This is a genomic window from Streptomyces sp. NPDC050806, assembly GCF_055586425.1.
In genome coordinates, this window is the sequence record NZ_JBVJIF010000003.1 from 596,791 (window position 1) to 611,758 (window position 14,968).

At 74.4% G+C, this 14,968-nt stretch carries 13 protein-coding genes; 7 read left to right on the top strand and 6 right to left on the bottom strand.

Going from position 1 to position 14,968, the window contains the following annotated elements:
• Positions 1 to 25: 25 nt before the first annotated feature.
• Complete coding sequence (locus tag ACZ6WH_RS11940; protein ID WP_469727772.1) at positions 26 to 2,086, bottom strand: MFS transporter; 2,061 nt, start codon at positions 2,084 to 2,086, stop codon at positions 26 to 28.
• Positions 2,087 to 2,296: 210 nt separating this feature from the next.
• Between ACZ6WH_RS11940 and ACZ6WH_RS11945 the strand changes: the two genes are divergently transcribed.
• Positions 2,297 to 3,361, top strand: a complete 1,065-nt coding sequence (locus ACZ6WH_RS11945; RefSeq protein WP_469727773.1) for a peptidoglycan-binding domain-containing protein — start codon at positions 2,297 to 2,299, stop codon at positions 3,359 to 3,361.
• Positions 3,362 to 3,533: 172 nt separating this feature from the next.
• Complete coding sequence (locus ACZ6WH_RS11950) at positions 3,534 to 4,196, top strand: HAD-IA family hydrolase (protein WP_469727775.1); 663 nt, start codon at positions 3,534 to 3,536, stop codon at positions 4,194 to 4,196.
• An 82-nt stretch (positions 4,197 to 4,278) separates the two neighbouring features.
• On the opposite strand, the gene ACZ6WH_RS11955 is transcribed toward ACZ6WH_RS11950, so the two are convergent.
• Both ACZ6WH_RS11955 and ACZ6WH_RS11960 read right to left on the bottom strand, forming a co-directional pair.
• The gene (locus ACZ6WH_RS11955) at positions 4,279 to 4,860 is read right to left on the bottom strand and encodes a TMEM165/GDT1 family protein (RefSeq protein WP_432853695.1); all 582 of its coding nucleotides are present in this window, start codon (positions 4,858 to 4,860) and stop codon (positions 4,279 to 4,281) included.
• Positions 4,861 to 5,041: 181 nt separating this feature from the next.
• Positions 5,042 to 5,800: an ABC transporter permease gene (locus tag ACZ6WH_RS11960; protein WP_469727776.1), complete on the bottom strand. Its 759-nt coding sequence runs from the start codon at positions 5,798 to 5,800 to the stop codon at positions 5,042 to 5,044.
• 228 nt (positions 5,801 to 6,028) lie between these two features.
• Here ACZ6WH_RS11960 and ACZ6WH_RS11965 point away from each other — a divergent pair, with 228 nt between their 5' ends.
• The 3 genes from ACZ6WH_RS11965 (at position 6,029) to ACZ6WH_RS11975 (ending at position 9,251) form a co-directional block, all read left to right on the top strand.
• The gene (locus ACZ6WH_RS11965) at positions 6,029 to 6,673 is read left to right on the top strand and encodes an HNH endonuclease family protein (RefSeq protein WP_432853710.1); all 645 of its coding nucleotides are present in this window, start codon (positions 6,029 to 6,031) and stop codon (positions 6,671 to 6,673) included.
• Between the two features lie 187 nt (positions 6,674 to 6,860).
• Positions 6,861 to 8,576 (top strand): alkaline phosphatase D family protein, encoded by a 1,716-nt coding sequence (locus tag ACZ6WH_RS11970; RefSeq protein ID WP_469727779.1) that lies wholly within the window; start codon positions 6,861 to 6,863, stop codon positions 8,574 to 8,576.
• Positions 8,577 to 8,777: 201 nt separating this feature from the next.
• Positions 8,778 to 9,251 (top strand): DoxX family protein, encoded by a 474-nt coding sequence (locus tag ACZ6WH_RS11975; protein WP_469727780.1) that lies wholly within the window; start codon positions 8,778 to 8,780, stop codon positions 9,249 to 9,251.
• A gap of 82 nt (positions 9,252 to 9,333) precedes the next feature.
• On the opposite strand, the gene ACZ6WH_RS11980 is transcribed toward ACZ6WH_RS11975, so the two are convergent.
• The gene (locus ACZ6WH_RS11980) at positions 9,334 to 9,930 is read right to left on the bottom strand and encodes a superoxide dismutase family protein (RefSeq protein ID WP_469727782.1); all 597 of its coding nucleotides are present in this window, start codon (positions 9,928 to 9,930) and stop codon (positions 9,334 to 9,336) included.
• 310 nt (positions 9,931 to 10,240) lie between these two features.
• Between ACZ6WH_RS11980 and ACZ6WH_RS11985 the strand changes: the two genes are divergently transcribed.
• Positions 10,241 to 10,879, top strand: coding sequence for a DedA family protein (locus ACZ6WH_RS11985; RefSeq protein WP_469727784.1), 639 nt, complete (start codon positions 10,241 to 10,243; stop codon positions 10,877 to 10,879).
• Between the two features lie 14 nt (positions 10,880 to 10,893).
• Here the strand turns inward: ACZ6WH_RS11985 and ACZ6WH_RS11990 are convergent, their stop codons facing one another.
• A complete protein-coding gene (locus ACZ6WH_RS11990) occupies positions 10,894 to 11,826 on the bottom strand; it encodes a universal stress protein (RefSeq protein ID WP_469727785.1) in 933 nt (310 codons plus the stop codon).
• A gap of 295 nt (positions 11,827 to 12,121) precedes the next feature.
• Here ACZ6WH_RS11990 and ACZ6WH_RS11995 point away from each other — a divergent pair, with 295 nt between their 5' ends.
• Positions 12,122 to 13,354: a 50S ribosomal protein L11 methyltransferase gene (locus ACZ6WH_RS11995; protein ID WP_469727786.1), complete on the top strand. Its 1,233-nt coding sequence runs from the start codon at positions 12,122 to 12,124 to the stop codon at positions 13,352 to 13,354.
• Positions 13,355 to 13,403: 49 nt separating this feature from the next.
• On the opposite strand, the gene ACZ6WH_RS12000 is transcribed toward ACZ6WH_RS11995, so the two are convergent.
• Positions 13,404 to 14,768, bottom strand: coding sequence for a glycosyltransferase family 39 protein (locus tag ACZ6WH_RS12000; protein WP_469727787.1), 1,365 nt, complete (start codon positions 14,766 to 14,768; stop codon positions 13,404 to 13,406).
• Positions 14,769 to 14,968: the final 200 nt, after the last annotated feature.

Consider the following 14,968-nt stretch of genomic DNA (forward strand, 5'->3'; position numbering starts at 1 on the left):
GGGTGAGCGGCCGCGGCCCGCGTTGTCATACCGGGCGCGGGCCCGCCGGGCGGCGCTGTACGGGCCGGGCGTCCCCGTTGCGCGGGCATTCGCCGTCCGAGCCGCCCAGCTCCGCGGTCAGCTGCTGGACCAGTTCGGTGAGGTCGGTGGGGCGGTCCTTGGTCCACCAGTCGCCGAGCAGCTCGGCGAGGGTCTCCTGGCGGGCGGCCGCGAGCCGGTGCGCGACCCGCCGCCCGGCCTCGGTGAGCACCATCGGCATGCCCTGCCGCTCGGCGAGCCCCCGTGCCTCCAGCTGCCGGGTGGCCTCGGAGATCACGCCGAGGGGTACGGCGCTCCGCTCGGCGAGCAGCGCGGGCTCCACGGAGCCGTACCGGTACATCCGCAGCACCATCCAGCTCGCCGCCGGTCTCAGGTCGCACCCGGCCCGCGCGGTGATCGTCTCGTAGAGCTTCTTGCGGCCCTCCAGCGAGCCCAGCTTGGACAGGGCGCGGGCGCACTCGTCGTGCGAGGACCGTTCGACGGGGTTCGAGGACAGCACCTCGGTGGTGTCCGGGGCCGTCACCGAGCCCCGCAGCGGCTCCTCCTTGAGCAGCCAGGCCAGCACGAAGGCCAGCAGGACGACGGGCACCGCGTAGAGGAAGACGTTGGTGATCGACGTCGCGTAGGCGTCCAGTACGCCGGAGGCCTCGCCGGGCGGCAGCTGCGACACCGCGCGCGGGTCCTCGGCCAGCTTGCCCGGGTCGACGCCCGGCGGGAGCCGGCGGCCGGAGAGGGCTTCGGCGATCCGCGGGCCGAGCATGTTCGCGAAGATCGTGCCGAAGATCGAGACGCCGAAGGACGCGCCGATCGAGCGGAAGAACGTGGCCCCCGAGGTGGCGACGCCCAGGTCGGCGTAGGGCACGGCGTTCTGCACGATGAGCACCAGTACCTGCATGACCAGGCCGAGCCCGAGGCCGAAGACGAAGAAGTAGCCGCTCATCTCGGCGACGCCGCTGGACCGGTCGAGGTTGTGCAGGAGCAGCAGGCCCACGGCGGTGACGCCGGTGCCGGCGATCGGGAAGATCTTGTAGCGTCCGGTCCGGCTGACCAGCTGGCCGGAGACCGTGGAGGAGAGCAGCATGCCGATGACCATCGGCAGCATGTGCACGCCGGACATGGTCGGCGAGACACCGTGCACGACCTGGAGGAACGTCGGCAGGTACGTCATCGCGCCGAACATCGCGAAGCCGATGACGAAGCCGATCGCCGAGCAGAGCGCGAACGTACGGCCGGCGAAGAGGCGCAGCGGCAGGACGGGCTCCGCGGCCCGCCGTTCGACCAGTACGAAGGCGACGAGCAGCAGGACGCCGAGGACGCCGAGGCCGATGATCTGCCAGGAGCCCCACGGGTAGCTGACGCCGCCGAGCGAGGTCATCAGCACGAAGCAGGCGGCGACCGCGGCGATCAGGGCGGTGCCGGGGTAGTCGATGCGGTGCGGGGTGCGGCTCGACGGGATGTGCAGCACGGCGGCGATGACGATCAGCGCGACCGCGCCGATGGGCAGGTTGATGTAGAAGACCCAGCGCCAGCTGAGGTGGTCCACGAATACCCCGCCGAGCAGCGGCCCCAGCACGCTCGTCGCGCCGAAGACCGCGCCGAAGAGGCCCTGGTACCGGCCGCGGTCGCGGGGCGGCACGATGTCGCCGACGATCGCCATCGACAGCACCATCAGTCCGCCGCCGCCCAGGCCCTGGACCGCGCGGAAGGCGATGAGCTGCGGCATGTTCTGCGCGATGCCGCACAGCACGGAGCCGATCAGGAAGATCCCGATGGCGGCCTGGAAGAGTTTCTTGCGCCCGTACTGGTCGCCGAGCTTGCCCCACAGCGGGGTGGCCGCCGTGGACGCCAGGAGGTAGGCGGTGACCACCCAGGAGAGGTGGTCCAGGCCGCCCAGCTCGCTGACGATCGTGGGCAGCGCGGTCGAGACGATGGTCTGGTCGAGCGCCGCGATCAGCATGCCGAGCAGCAGCGCGCCGATCGCCACCAGCACGGTCCGCTGCGGCCGGGCCTCGGCGGGGACGGCGGGAGCGCCGGTGTCCTGCGCCATGGACGTCTCCTTACGTCGGTACCGCGGCGAGGAGCGGGGCGGGCTCCGGCACCGCGTCCGGGAGCGGAGCCGCACTCCCGTCCCGCTCATTTTGCCCCGCTATGACACGTTGAGCGATGTGTCGTACTCCGCTTCTTCACGTCCTGGGGCCCTGTGCAGGAGGCGACGGCATATGCATAATCGCAGCCGACAACTAGGGAGGGGACGCGCGTGACGGCCAGGAACTGCCCGACCTGCTTAGCCCCCGCTCGCACCGGCGGCCACCCCGGCTGCCGGTGCGAGCAGGCGGCCGCCCAGGACTTCGACCCGCTGCACATCCGGCCGTACGTCTCCTTGCCGGACGCGCCCGATCCCGACGATCCGCCGCAGCCGCCCCGCAGACCGCGCGCCTTCACGGTGCGCGCCTACGGTCCGCCGGCGTTCCCCCCGCCTTCGTACGTCCGGGTGCCCCGGCCCCCGTACGCCCCGCCCCGCACCGCGCAGCCGCCCGCCGCGCCTCCCGGGGAGTCACCCACGGCCCATGAGCCGCCCGCCGCGGCGCCGCACCTCCCGCCGTACGCCCCGCAGAGCGGCGGGGCGGGGACCGGGCCGGGCCACCGCCGGTCGCCGGGCCGGCGGCCCGACGGGCTGCCGGTCGCGGGCCCCGTGGCGTTCATGGACCCGCCGGGCGGGGAGGTCGGGCAGGCGGGTGACCGGTCCGAGCCGGAGCGGCGCAGGCGCCCGGTGCTGCTGGCCGGGCTGATGGTCACCGCGGCGGCCGGTTCGGTCTGCGCCGCGCTCTTCGGCGGCGAGCTGCACGCGGGGGGCGGAGCCGGCGACGTGCTCGCCGACCGCGGCGAGCACGTCGCCGATCTGCCCGACGGGGCCGCCGAGGCCCGGCCGACCGACCCGGGCGCGGCGTCCCGCTCGGCCACGCGACTGCCCGGCGCACGGGCCGCCGCCAGCGCCGCCGAGACGCCGTTCACCCGCCCGCCGGACGCGCCGACGACGCGCTCCGCCGAGCGCACGCGCGAGGAGGTCCGGCGCTTCCTCACGGGCTCGGACACCGGCCCGGCGGTGCTGTCCGAGGGGGCGAGCGGCCCCGAGGTGACGGAGCTGCAGCGGCGGCTCGCGCAGCTGAAGCTGTACGCCGGGCCCGCGGACGGCCGGTACGACGCCGGGGTGGCGGCCTCCGTGGCGAGGTACCAGCGGACGTACGGCGAGACCGGCGACCCGTACGGCGTCTACGGATCCGCGACCCGCACCTCCCTGGAGTTCCTCACGGACGAGCCCTGACCGGCCCCGTTCGCCCCCTTTATCACCATGCCCCCCTGGCCTGCTGACCAGGGGGGCTTGGCGTGTGGCCGGACCGCTTTGTATCGTGGATGAACAAAGTGGTTCCGCCCGCTTCCCCTGACCGGCGGGCGGGGCCGCTCTTGTCCCACCACTCCAGCACAGGAGTCCGCCGATGACGGCAACCCGCACCCTCACCGCCCGCGCCCTGCTCCTCGACATGGACAGCACCCTCGTCAACTCCGAGGCGGTCGTCGAGCGCTGCTGGCGCCGCTGGGCCGCCGAGCAGGGCATGGACGCGGACGAGGTGCTGAAGGTCGTGCACGGCCGCCAGGGCTGGGCCACCATGGCCGCGCTGCTCCCCGACCGCCCGATGGAGCAGAACCTCGCGGACAACCGGCGCATGCTGGAGCAGGAGACCGCGGACACCGACGGTGTCGTGCCGGTGCCCGGCGCGCCCGTCTTCATGACCGCGATCGCCGCCGTGCCGCACGCCCTGGTGACCTCCGCGAGCGTGCCGCTGGCCGAGGCCCGGATGGGCGCCGCCGAGCTGCCGATGCCCGGCGTACGGATCACCGCCGAGTCGGTGAGCGCCAGCAAGCCGGACCCGGAGGGCTTCCTCAAGGGCGCCGCCGAGCTGGGCTTCGCGCCCGAGGACTGCCTCGTCTTCGAGGACTCCGAGGCGGGCATCCGGGCCGGACAGGCGGCCGGGATGCGGGTCGTGGGCGTCGGTGAGCGGGCCGCGGCCTTCGGGCCGACCGTGCAGGTGGACGACCTGACGCAGCTGCGCGTCGAGCCGCTCCCCGAGGGCGGCGTACGGCTGCACATCGCCGCCTGAGCGCACACGGAGCACACACCACGCCGGGAACCACGAGGGGCCCCACCCGTACGGGTGGGGCCCCTCGCCGCTGTCCGGGCACTCAGCCCGCGATCGCCTCGTACAGGCTGAACCCGGCGAGCACGATCATCACGCAGGCCGCGACCTTCGTGATGAGCTTCAGCGGCACGAACCGCATCAGCGTGCGGCCGCCCAGGATGCCCAGCGCGGCCACCGCCCACAGGGCGAGCACGGCGCCGATGCCGACGGAGACCGGGTCGCCGTAGCGGGCCGCGAGGTTCGCGGTCATGATCTGGGTCAGGTCGCCGAACTCCGCGACCAGGATCATCATGAAGCCGGCCCCGGAGACCTTCCAGAAGCTCTGGTCGGCGGGCTTCTTCACCTCTTCCTCGTCGTCGTCCTTCCTGAACAGCAGGACGGCGGCGCCGGCGAGGAAGAGCACGCCGACGATCGCCTGGACCAGACGGTGCGGCAGCAGCGTGAGCACACTGCCCGCGGCGATGGCGAGCGCGACGTGCACGACGAAGGCCGCGGCGACGCCCGCGAAGACGTAGGACGCTTTGTAGCGCGTACCGAGCATCAGCCCGGCCAGTGCGGTCTTGTCGGGCAGCTCGGCGAGGAAGACGACGCCGAAGACGACGGCTGCGACGGAGAAGCTGAACACGGGGTGGAATACCTCGTTCGATAGGGCCGCACCGAAAGGGGCCCGGGGAAAAGGGGTCGCTTCGGCACGGCAGCGTCGGACACTGCGGCCGAAGGTCTCGCTGGCGTACGGACGGAATCCGTACGCTCCGGGCGCCGGCGCACTACAGGAGTGCGCAGTATGTCGACGGTCCGGCGAAGAGCTACTCCCCTTCTGCTGGGATCAAGGGTACGCGGTGCAGCAGTCCGCACGCGACCAGCTCCAGCACCACCGCCACCGCGACCGCCTGCACGGCGAGCAGGGCCACCAGGACGAAGAGCTGCACCGCACCCGCCTGAACGGGTGACGCGCCACCCAGCAGCATGCCGACGAACGCCCCCGGCAGCGTGACCAACCCCACCGTCCGGGTCTGGTCCAGCCCCGGCAGCAGCGCCTCGGAGACGACCGGCCGGGCCACCTCCAGCCGCGCCTCCCGGTTCGGGAGCCCCAGCGCGAGCCCCGCCTCCAGCTCCCCGTGCCGGGTCTCCAGCTCGTCCAGCGCGCGCCGCCCGCCGAGCACGGTGGCGGTGAGCGCGCCGCCCATGAGGATGCCGGTCACGGGGATGAGGGTGACCCCGCGCGGCGGCACCAGGCCGGTCAGCAGCAGCGCGGCCACCACCGGCAGCACCCCGGCGGCGATCGGTGCCGCGGCCCACCACCAGGTGCGGTTGGGGGTGATCCGGCGGCCCGCCGTGCGCACCGCCACCAGGAACATCAGCAGCAGGAAGCAGACCAGCAGGGGGACGGCGCGGATCACCCAGCCGATGAGGAAGGAGACGGCGGCGAGCTGGACGGCGGCCCGGAGCCCGGCGACGGCGATGCCCCGCGCATGGCCCAGCCGGCACAGCGCGGCGACCGTCACGGCGGCGGCGAGCAGCACCGCGAGCACGGCCCCGAGGGTGACGTTCACCGGCAACAGCACACGATCACCTTAGGACGGCGGAGCCGGGAGAGGACCCAACGGACGCGCGTTCGAGGAGTTCTGGCGGCGCGTCACCTCTTGATCTGACGTGAGCATGTCGTCACTCTGTTACCTGGAGCCCACACGGCGGCAACCCCCACGCGCCATCGTGTGGCCCGGCCGGTCGCCCCGACCGGCCGGCCCGACCGATCACGACTTCCTCACCCCCCCACACCAACGGGAGTTCCGATGTCCAAGGTCTACGCGCGTCGCGTGTCCCTCGCCGCCGGCTCGGCCGCCGCGCTCGTCTGCACACTGCTGTTCAGCGGCCAGTCCGCCCAGGCCGCGCCGCCCTCCCCGCCCAGCGCCGCCACCGCCCGTACCTATCTCGGCGAGATCAAGGAGCAGGCCGAGGGGTCGCAGGACGGCTACAGCCGCGACAAGTTCCCGCACTGGAGCGACCAGGGCGACAGCTGCAACACCCGCGAGGTCGTCCTCAAGCGCGACGGCAAGGACGTCCAGACCGACGGCAGCTGCGCCGCGACCAGCGGCTCCTGGACCTCCCCGTACGACGGCGAGACCTGGACGCAGACCTCCGACGTGGACATCGACCACATGGTGCCGCTCTCCGAGGCGTGGAAGTCCGGCGCCGCCGACTGGACCACGGACCGCCGTGAGCAGCTCGCCAACGACCTCACGCACGCCCAGCTGCTCGCGGTCACCGACAACGTGAACCAGTCCAAGGGCGACCAGGACCCGGCCGAGTGGCTGCCGCCGAAGACCTCCTTCCACTGCGAGTACGCGCGGATGTGGGTGTGGGTCAAGCACGAGTACGGAATGACCGCCGACTCCGCCGAGAAGGCCGCGCTGAAGAAGATCCTGGACGGCTGCTGACCCGGCGCCCCACCCACCCGGGCGGTTCCGCTCTCCACCCCATGCCCGCGGAGCCGCCCGCCCCGCCTTCCGGCCGCGGCCCGGGCCCCTCGGGGAAGCCGGTGCGCTCCTCCTATCCTCGGACCCGAGGCGCGGGCGGCTGCCCGTACTGAGGTGCGGGCACCGGCCCGCGCGAGGGAGGACCGCGATGACCGGACTGCGGCTCGGACCGCTGCTGCGCTACGTGGACGAGGACAGCGCGACGGTGTGGATGGAGACCGAAGCGCCGTGCGAGGTGACCGTGGCCTGCGACAGCGGCGCCACCGGCACCGACCGGACCTGGCAGGTCGCCGGGCACCACTACGCGCTGGTTCCCGTCGAGGGTCTGACGCCGGGCGGCGAGACGCCCTACCGGGTGCTGCTGGACGGCGAGCAGGTCTGGCCGCTGCCGGACAGTCCGTACCCGCCCTCCGTCATCCGCACGCTGCCGCCCGAGGGGCGGGGCCCGCTCGCGGTGGCCTTCGGCTCCTGCCGCTGGGCGGCCCCGCCCTCCGGGAGCAGGAGCCACCTGGCGGCCGTGCCGGGCATTCCGGGCGACAGCCACGACCCGGTGGGGCCGGACGCGCTGGACACCCTCGCCGCCACCCTCGCCCGCGATCCGGACCGCCCCCGCCCCGACGTCCTGCTGCTGCTCGGCGACCAGGTCTACGCCGACCAGACCTCCGAGGCGACCGCGGCGCTGCTGGCCCGCCGCCGGGACACCGCGGAGCCGCCGTGGACGCAGGTCGCGGACTACGAGGAGTACACCCACCTCTACGACGAGTCCTGGCTGGACCCGGAGGTGCGCTGGCTGCTCTCCACGGTCCCCAGCTGCATGATCTTCGACGACCACGACGTGATCGACGACTGGAACACCTCGGCCGCCTGGCAGGCCCGGATGCGCGCGACCCCGTGGTGGCGCGACCGGATCCTCGGCGGCCTGATGTCGTACTGGGTCCACCAGCACCTCGGGAACCTCTCCCCCGCCGACCTGGCGCGCGACGAGCTGTACGCGCGGGTGCGGACGGCGGCCGACGGCACCGAACCGGTACGCGCCTTCGCGGCGGCCGCGGACGCCGATCCCACCTGCGCGCGCTGGAGCTACCGGCGGGACTTCGGGCGGGTACGCCTGGTCATGATCGATACCCGCGCCACCCGCGTCCTGGACGAGGGCCGCCGCGCGATGCTCGACGCGGCGGAGGCGAAGTGGGTGCGGCAGGAGGTGCTGGACGCGCCCGGCGGCTACGACCACCTGCTGATCGGCAGCTCGCTGCCCTGGCTGCTGCCCCACCTGGTGCACGACGCGGAGGTGTGGAACGCGGCGCTGTGCGGCGGGGCCCGCGGCCCGCGCTGGGCGCGGCGCGGCGAGACCCTGCGGCAGCGGGCCGACCTGGAGCACTGGTCCGCGTTCCCCGAGTCGTTCGCGGCGCTGGCCGAGCTGCTCTCGGAGGCGGCTTCCGGCCCGGGGGCGCCCGCGACGGTGTGCGTGCTGTCCGGGGACGTGCACCACGCGTACATCGCCGAGCCGCACTGGCCGGCGGGCGAGGAGCCGGCGGGCCGGGTCCTCCAGCTGACCTGCTCGCCGGTGCACAACAGCATTCCGGCAGCCATGCGGGTGGGCTTCCGCTTCGGCTGGAGCCGGGTGGGCCGGTGGCTGGGCCGCGCGCTCGCCCGGCACGTGGCGGCCGGCCGTCCGCCGGTGTCCTGGCGGCGCACCGGGGGGCCGTGGTTCGGCAATCAGCTGATGACGCTGACCCTGCGCGGCCGGGACGCCCGGCTGAGCCTGGACCAGGCCCGCGCGGACGGCCGGCGCGCCGGGCGGAGGCGCCGGACGCCGGGCCGGATGGCGCGTCTGGAGCGGGTCCTGGAGCGCTCGCTGACGTGATCCCCGGGGAAACCGGGAGCGGCACGAAGGAAAACCGGGGGCTGCGTACCCCCTTGACGGCCGCATTGGTCTGGACCATGGTGACGACACGCCATTGGTTCAGACCAAGCGGCCCGAAAAACACTTGAACTTGCAAGCACGAATAAGGCACGCCTAACCTTCAGGCCTCTCGGTTCCGTCCCCGACCGCAGGAGTCTTGTCATGTCCGCTTCCCTCTCGGCGTTCACCGAACGCAGCCGACCGCACGCCACAGCACTCTTCCGCGTCGTCACCGGCCTCCTCTTCGCCTGCCACGGCGCCGCGTCGCTCTTCGGCGTGCTCGGCGGCGCGGCCGGCGGCGGTACCGTCCCCACCGGCACCTGGCCCGGCTGGTACGCGGCCGTCATCCAGCTCGTCGGCGGTCTGCTGGTCCTGCTCGGCCTGGGCACCCGCACCGCCGCCCTGATCAGCTCCGGCTCCATGGCGTACGCGTACTTCTCGGTCCACCAGGGCGAGGCGCTGTGGCCGATCCAGAACGGCGGAGAGCCCTCCGCGATGTTCTCCTGGGCCTTCCTCCTGCTGGTCTTCACCGGCCCCGGCACGTGGGCCCTGGACCGGGTCCTCTTCGGCTCCGGCAGCCGCGGCGAGGACGCCGGCACCCCGGCGGCACCCGCCCGGGAGCCCAGCGCGGCCTGACCCGCCGCGCGGACCCCACCCGCTCTCCGCTCAGCCCTGAGGGCCGCCCGTCCCGGCGGCCCTCAGGTCGTTCCCGGCCCCGCTACTTCGCCGCGTGCTTGAACGGCACCGTCAGGCAGCCCAGCCGGTCGCCCGCCATGCCCGCATGGCCGTGCCCGGTGTGGGTCTTGTGGTCGTGGATCACCACGGACCGCGCCTCGCCCTGCCGGAACCACCACGAGTGCTTCGACGACACCGAGGCGTCGCCGTCGGAATCCGTGGTGAAGTCCAGCCAGACCTCGTTCTCCGGGTTGGCGTACTTGGGGTCGGTGGACGGCTGACGCGGGTCCTTCCGGTTCTGGTAGTGCGGCCCGGAGTCGTCCGGCTTCTGGCCGCACGGCTTGGTGTGGACGTGCGAGCCGTACGTGCGGTGGGGCTGCAGCCCCTTCACCTTCAGCCGGATGGTCATCCCGTGATCGTTCTTCCACTGCGCGACCACGATCCGCGCCTTGGCCGGCACCTTCTTCGTGTCGTACGTGACCGCTTCGGAAGGATCGAACTTCGACACCGGGGCGAACCGGCTCTCCTTCCCCACCGCGAGGTCTCCGCCGCCGGGCGTGCCGCCGTACGCGGGTGCCGCCACGACGGGCACCGCCATGAGCAGCGCCGTCGCCGCTCCCGTCAGGATTCCTGCCGCCATTCTCGTCTCCTCGTCACTCCCCGTAACCGAAGCGCGCGACGCGCGCCATGACCTCACCGTCGCCGCCGGCCGGCCGTCGCGCGAGCCGTGCCGGACGCCGGGCGGGCGCCGAACGCGGGCCCCCGGGCGGCCCACCATGTAGCCCAGCAGGCGATCTGCCTGGCAGGAAACGCGTGATTCGGACAACACCTGAGGCCCAGCGGCCCAATCTCAGGACATGTCAGGCGTACGCTGTATGGCTGTACGAGCGACAAGCCGCCCCTGCCGCTGCCATGCGACGTCGCGGCCGGGGACGACTTGGAGTGACGAGGTGCTGGAAAGTCTGGGGGCGCTGGCCGACCCTCCGTGGATTCATCTGATCGTCGGGCTGTGTGTCCTCCTCGACGTCTTCGTGCCGTTCCTCCCCAGCGGGGTGCTGCTCATCGCCGCGGCGACCGCCGCCGGCACCCGCACCGCCACCGTCGGCGTCCCGTCGATGAGCGGGGGCTCGGCCGTGGCCGACCTGTTCGCGCTGGCGCTGTGCGCCGCGACCGCCTCCGTGCTCGGCGACCTGGCCGCGTACCGGCTGGCCTGGCGCGGCGGCGACCGCTTCGACCGCGCCATCGCCCGCTCCCGCCGCCTGACCGCGGCGCAGGAACGTCTCGGCACCGCGCTCACCCGGGGCGGCGGGATCGTGGTCGTCCTCGCCCGGTTCGCACCCGCCGGGCGCTCGGTGGTCAGCCTCGGCGCGGGCGTCGCCCACCGCACCGTCCGCGAGTTCCTGCCCTGGTCGATGCTGGCCGGCGTGGCCTGGGCCGCGTACAGCGTGACCCTGGGCTACTTCGGGGGCCACCTGCTCGGCGCGACCTGGTTCAGCACGGCCGTCTCGGTCTTCGCCCTCTTCGCCGCCGGCTCCGCCGCGCTGTACGTGATGCGCCGGCCGGAGCGCGGCGCGGCGCACTCCGGATAACCCCCGAAGGGCCGTCACTCCGCCGCCGCCTCCGACTCCTCGCGCGCCGCCTCCGGCACCACCGCGATGGGGCACAGGGCGTGCAGCAGCACCGCGTGCGCCACCGAGCCCAGCCGGCGGCCGATCGGCAGCTTCCGGCGATGCCGCCCGACCACCACCAGGTCGCTCCGCGCGGACTCCTCGACCAGCTGCCCCGCCGCGTCCGCGGGCCGCAGCTCGGCCTCGACCGCGACGTCCGGATACCGCTCCCGGTACCGCGCGAGCACCTGCGACACCTGCTTGACCAGCGCGCCCTCGTACTCCTGCTGGGTCGTGTCGTAGGCGACGATGTAGTCGAAGGCGACCGGTACGGCCATCGGCCACATGTACGCGGCGATCACCTGGAGGACGGCTCCGCGCCGGGCCGCCTCCTGGAAGGCGAAGTCGATCGCGCTGCTCTCCCCCACCTCCTCCGAGGTCGGGTCGAGCCCCAGGACCACGCGCCCGTGCGCCCCTCCGGGCCGCGCCTCGTCCGCCTCCTCCGGCCGCACGCCGGCCCGGTCCGGGCGCGGGACGACCACGACGGGGGAAGTGGAGTGCGCGGCGCACGCCATGCTGTTGGAGCCGAGCAGCAGGCTCGCGAAGCCGCCCCGCCCGCGCGAGCCGAGCACCAGCAGCTCCGCCTGGTCGCCGAGCCCGGGCAGGATCACGTCCGTGAGCCCGCTCAGGCTGCGGAACTCGACCTCCGGCAGCTCGGGCCCCGCGGCCAGTTGCGCCCGCAGCTCCTCCAGCACGGGGTCGCCGGTGCCCACTTCGGCGTCGGCGGCGCGCGCCGAGGTGACGTACGGCCACACGTGCACGACCTGGAGGGGCGCCGACCGGAGCCGCGCCGCCTCGGCCGCCCAGTGCAGCGCCCGCTCACTGTCCGGGGACCCGTCCACCCCGACGATGACCGGCATCCTGTCCATCTGTGCCTCCCTACGATCAGCCGGTGGGCCGCACGGCTGCCACGGCCCGCCGATTTCCGCGGCCGTCGCGGCCACTGCGATCGGTACCACCCGGGCGAGCGATCCGGCCAGTACGCATTACAGGCGATTTGGGCGAGTTTTCCGGGCAGGCGCCCGGAACGGCGACGGCATGATCAGCAACTGAGCGGGTGCCCCGAAGCCGGTAAAATCGAACTTCCCCGCACCGCCCGGCTCCTGGGCGTTGCCCTCCTCCGGGACGCGCCTCCGCCGGCCGTGCCGCCTGATCCAGGACGCCATGAACGCTCACCGGCCGCCCGCTCCGCGCATCACCGCCGCCTCCTCCGCCGCCGTCCCGCAGGACGCTTCGCCGGCCCCCGTCCTCACCTGGGAAGAGGCCGGGGGGCCGCGCTCCGCCCACTGGCGCTCGGAGAACGGCGCGCTGCCGCCGCGCCGCGTGACCATCGCCGACGACCGCATGAAGGCCGACGCCGCGTACAAGCTGGCCTGCGAGGGCACCGCGCTGCTGTGGCGCGGCGACTTCCACAACGCCCGCCAGCTGCTGACCGCGCTGGCCCGGCGGATCGACCGCCGCCCCCGCAAGCCCGCGCCCGCCGACGACCCGGCCCGCGCCTTCCACCTGCACCGCGCCGCGCAAAGCCAGCGCGCCCGCATCCTCGGCATGCTGCTGGTGCCCCTCGATGCCGAGTACGGCGTCCCGCTGCACCGCGCCCCCGACGTCCGCGCGGCCTGCGCCCAGGCGTACGGCCCCGCGCCCGCGGCGAGCGGCGCGGCGGGCGACACCCACTCGGTCGTCGCCCTGCGCGAACTGCTCGGGCTCGTCGGCGCGTACGAATGGCACCGCAAGGGCGTCGAGATCCCGGCCCTCGGGGGCGACCGGATCCACCCCGACTACGGCGTCTTCTCGCCCCAGCGCGGCGAGTACGTCGACCTGGTGGCCCGGGCCCCGCTGCCCGCCGACCCGACCGAGCTGGCCTTCGACATCGGTACCGGCAGCGGCGTACTGGCCGCGGTGCTGGCCCGGCGCGGCGTACGGCGCGTCCTCGGCACCGACCAGGACCCGCGCGCGCTGGCCTGCGCGCGCCGGAACGCCGAGCGGCTGGGCATCGCCGACCGGGTCGAGGCCGTGGCCGCCGACCTCTTCCCCGCCGGGCGCGCCCCGCTGGTGGTCTGCAACCCGCCGTGGCTGCCGGCCAAGCCCACCTCCTCGGTGGAGTACGCCGTCTACGACCCGAACAGCCGGATGCTGCGCGGCTTCCTCGCCGGCCTCACGGACCACCTGACGCCCGGCGGCGAGGGCTGGCTGATCCTGTCCGACCTCGCCGAGCGCCTCGGGCTGCGCACCCGCGCCGATCTCCTCGCCCTCTTCGAGGCGGCCGGCCTGACCGTGCGCGACCGGCTGGACATCGCCCCCCGGCACCCGAAGGCCCGCGACGCCGCCGACCCGCTGCACGCCGCCCGCGCGGCGGAGGTGACGTCGCTGTGGCGCCTGGGACCCGCCGGCAGCTGACGACGGCCCGGGCCCTCCCCCGGCCCCGTACGGCCCGCCTTCGTGCGGCTCAGGAGTCCTTGCGTACGTAGACATCGACGCGGCGGCCGCGGGTCTCGGTCGATGTGACACGTGCGAACTCCTCCGCCAGCACCCGCTTCTTCATGGCCTCGCGCGCCGGTACCGGCCGGGCGGAGACCGATGCCGCGTCCGTGACCAGCACGATCCGGCGGTGGGTGCGCATCCCGGCCCGGATCCGGGCGGGCGTGTGCTCGGTGCCCTTGAGCGTGCCGCCGGCCACCGGCCCCTCGCGCAGCGCGAGATCGTCGAGCCCCCGGAACGCGGCCGGACTCACCAGCGCCGTGTCGCGCCGGGCCGCCGGGAGGAAGAGCACCCCGTCCCCGGCGCGTGCCTGCGCGGCCACCACCTCGGCCGGCCTGAGCACGTCGTCCACCCGGCTCGCCGCCGTCCGCAGCCCCGTCTCCACGGGCAGCAGCGCCACGAACCCGACGGCGGTCACGCCGGCCAGCAGCACACCGGTACGGAGGCGGTGCCGGCGCGCGGCGACGGCCCCTACGGCCGCCGCGAGGGCCACCCCGGCCGGCAGCGCGAAGCCGATGTTGGTGAACAGGACGTAGCGGTCGATGTAGAGCGGCCGTACGAGGGAGGCGAGCAGCAGACCGGCCTGCGGGACGACGAGCAGCGGCAGCGCGACGGACCCGAGGGAGAGCGCGGGCGGCCGCTGCCCGGTTCCGGCGCGACGGCCACGCCGGTACGGCACCCGCGCGCAGCAGAGGCCGATCACGGCCAGCGCCGCGACGCCGAGCAGTGTGGTCCGGGCGACCGGCTTGATCCATGACACCTGGTCGGCCTGCGCGCGGCTGGCGAGCACCAGGGGCAGCGCCCCGGCCACGGCGACCGCGGCGGAGACGAGCCAGCGGCCGAGGATCCCACGCTGTCCACGGCGGCGGGCCAGCAGCACCGTCACCGCGTGCGCGGGCAGCACCAGCAGCGAGAACCAGTTCAGCAGGGCGGCGCACAGCACGGCGGCGGCGTACCCCGCCCACCGCCCCGGGCGCCGGAGGCGCGCGCCCGGCTCCGGCCCGTCCCGGTGCGTGCCCGCGCTCCGGACCAGGAGCCAGGTGGCGACGGCGACCGACGCGGTCACCAGCGCGTAGGCCCGGCCCTCCTGCGCGTAGTGCTGGATGTTGGGAATCAGCGCGAGGACGAGGCCGGCGGCCAGTCCGGCCCACGGCCCCGCCAGCCGCCGCCCGGTGGCCGCCGTCGCCGCGGCGGCCACCGCCATCGCCAGGACCGACGGCAGCCGCAGCGCCACCAGCCCCGGCCCGCCGAGCGCGAAGACGGCGTGCATGCACAGGTAGTACAGGCCGTGCACGACGTCGACCTGCCCCAGCATCGCCCAGATTTCCGGCACCGAGCGCCGGGCCGCCTGCCAGGTCGCCGCCTCGTCCCGCCACAGGCTGTGCTGACGGGTCAGGCCCCAGCAGCCGAGCGCCAGCGCGAGCAGCGCGGGGAGGACGGGGACCAGCGCGGAACGGGGTGCGGTCCGTTCGCCCGTGGGCGCCGTACGACGGAGGACGGGCCGGGCCGTCGTGCGGTCCGCCCGCGCAGGGG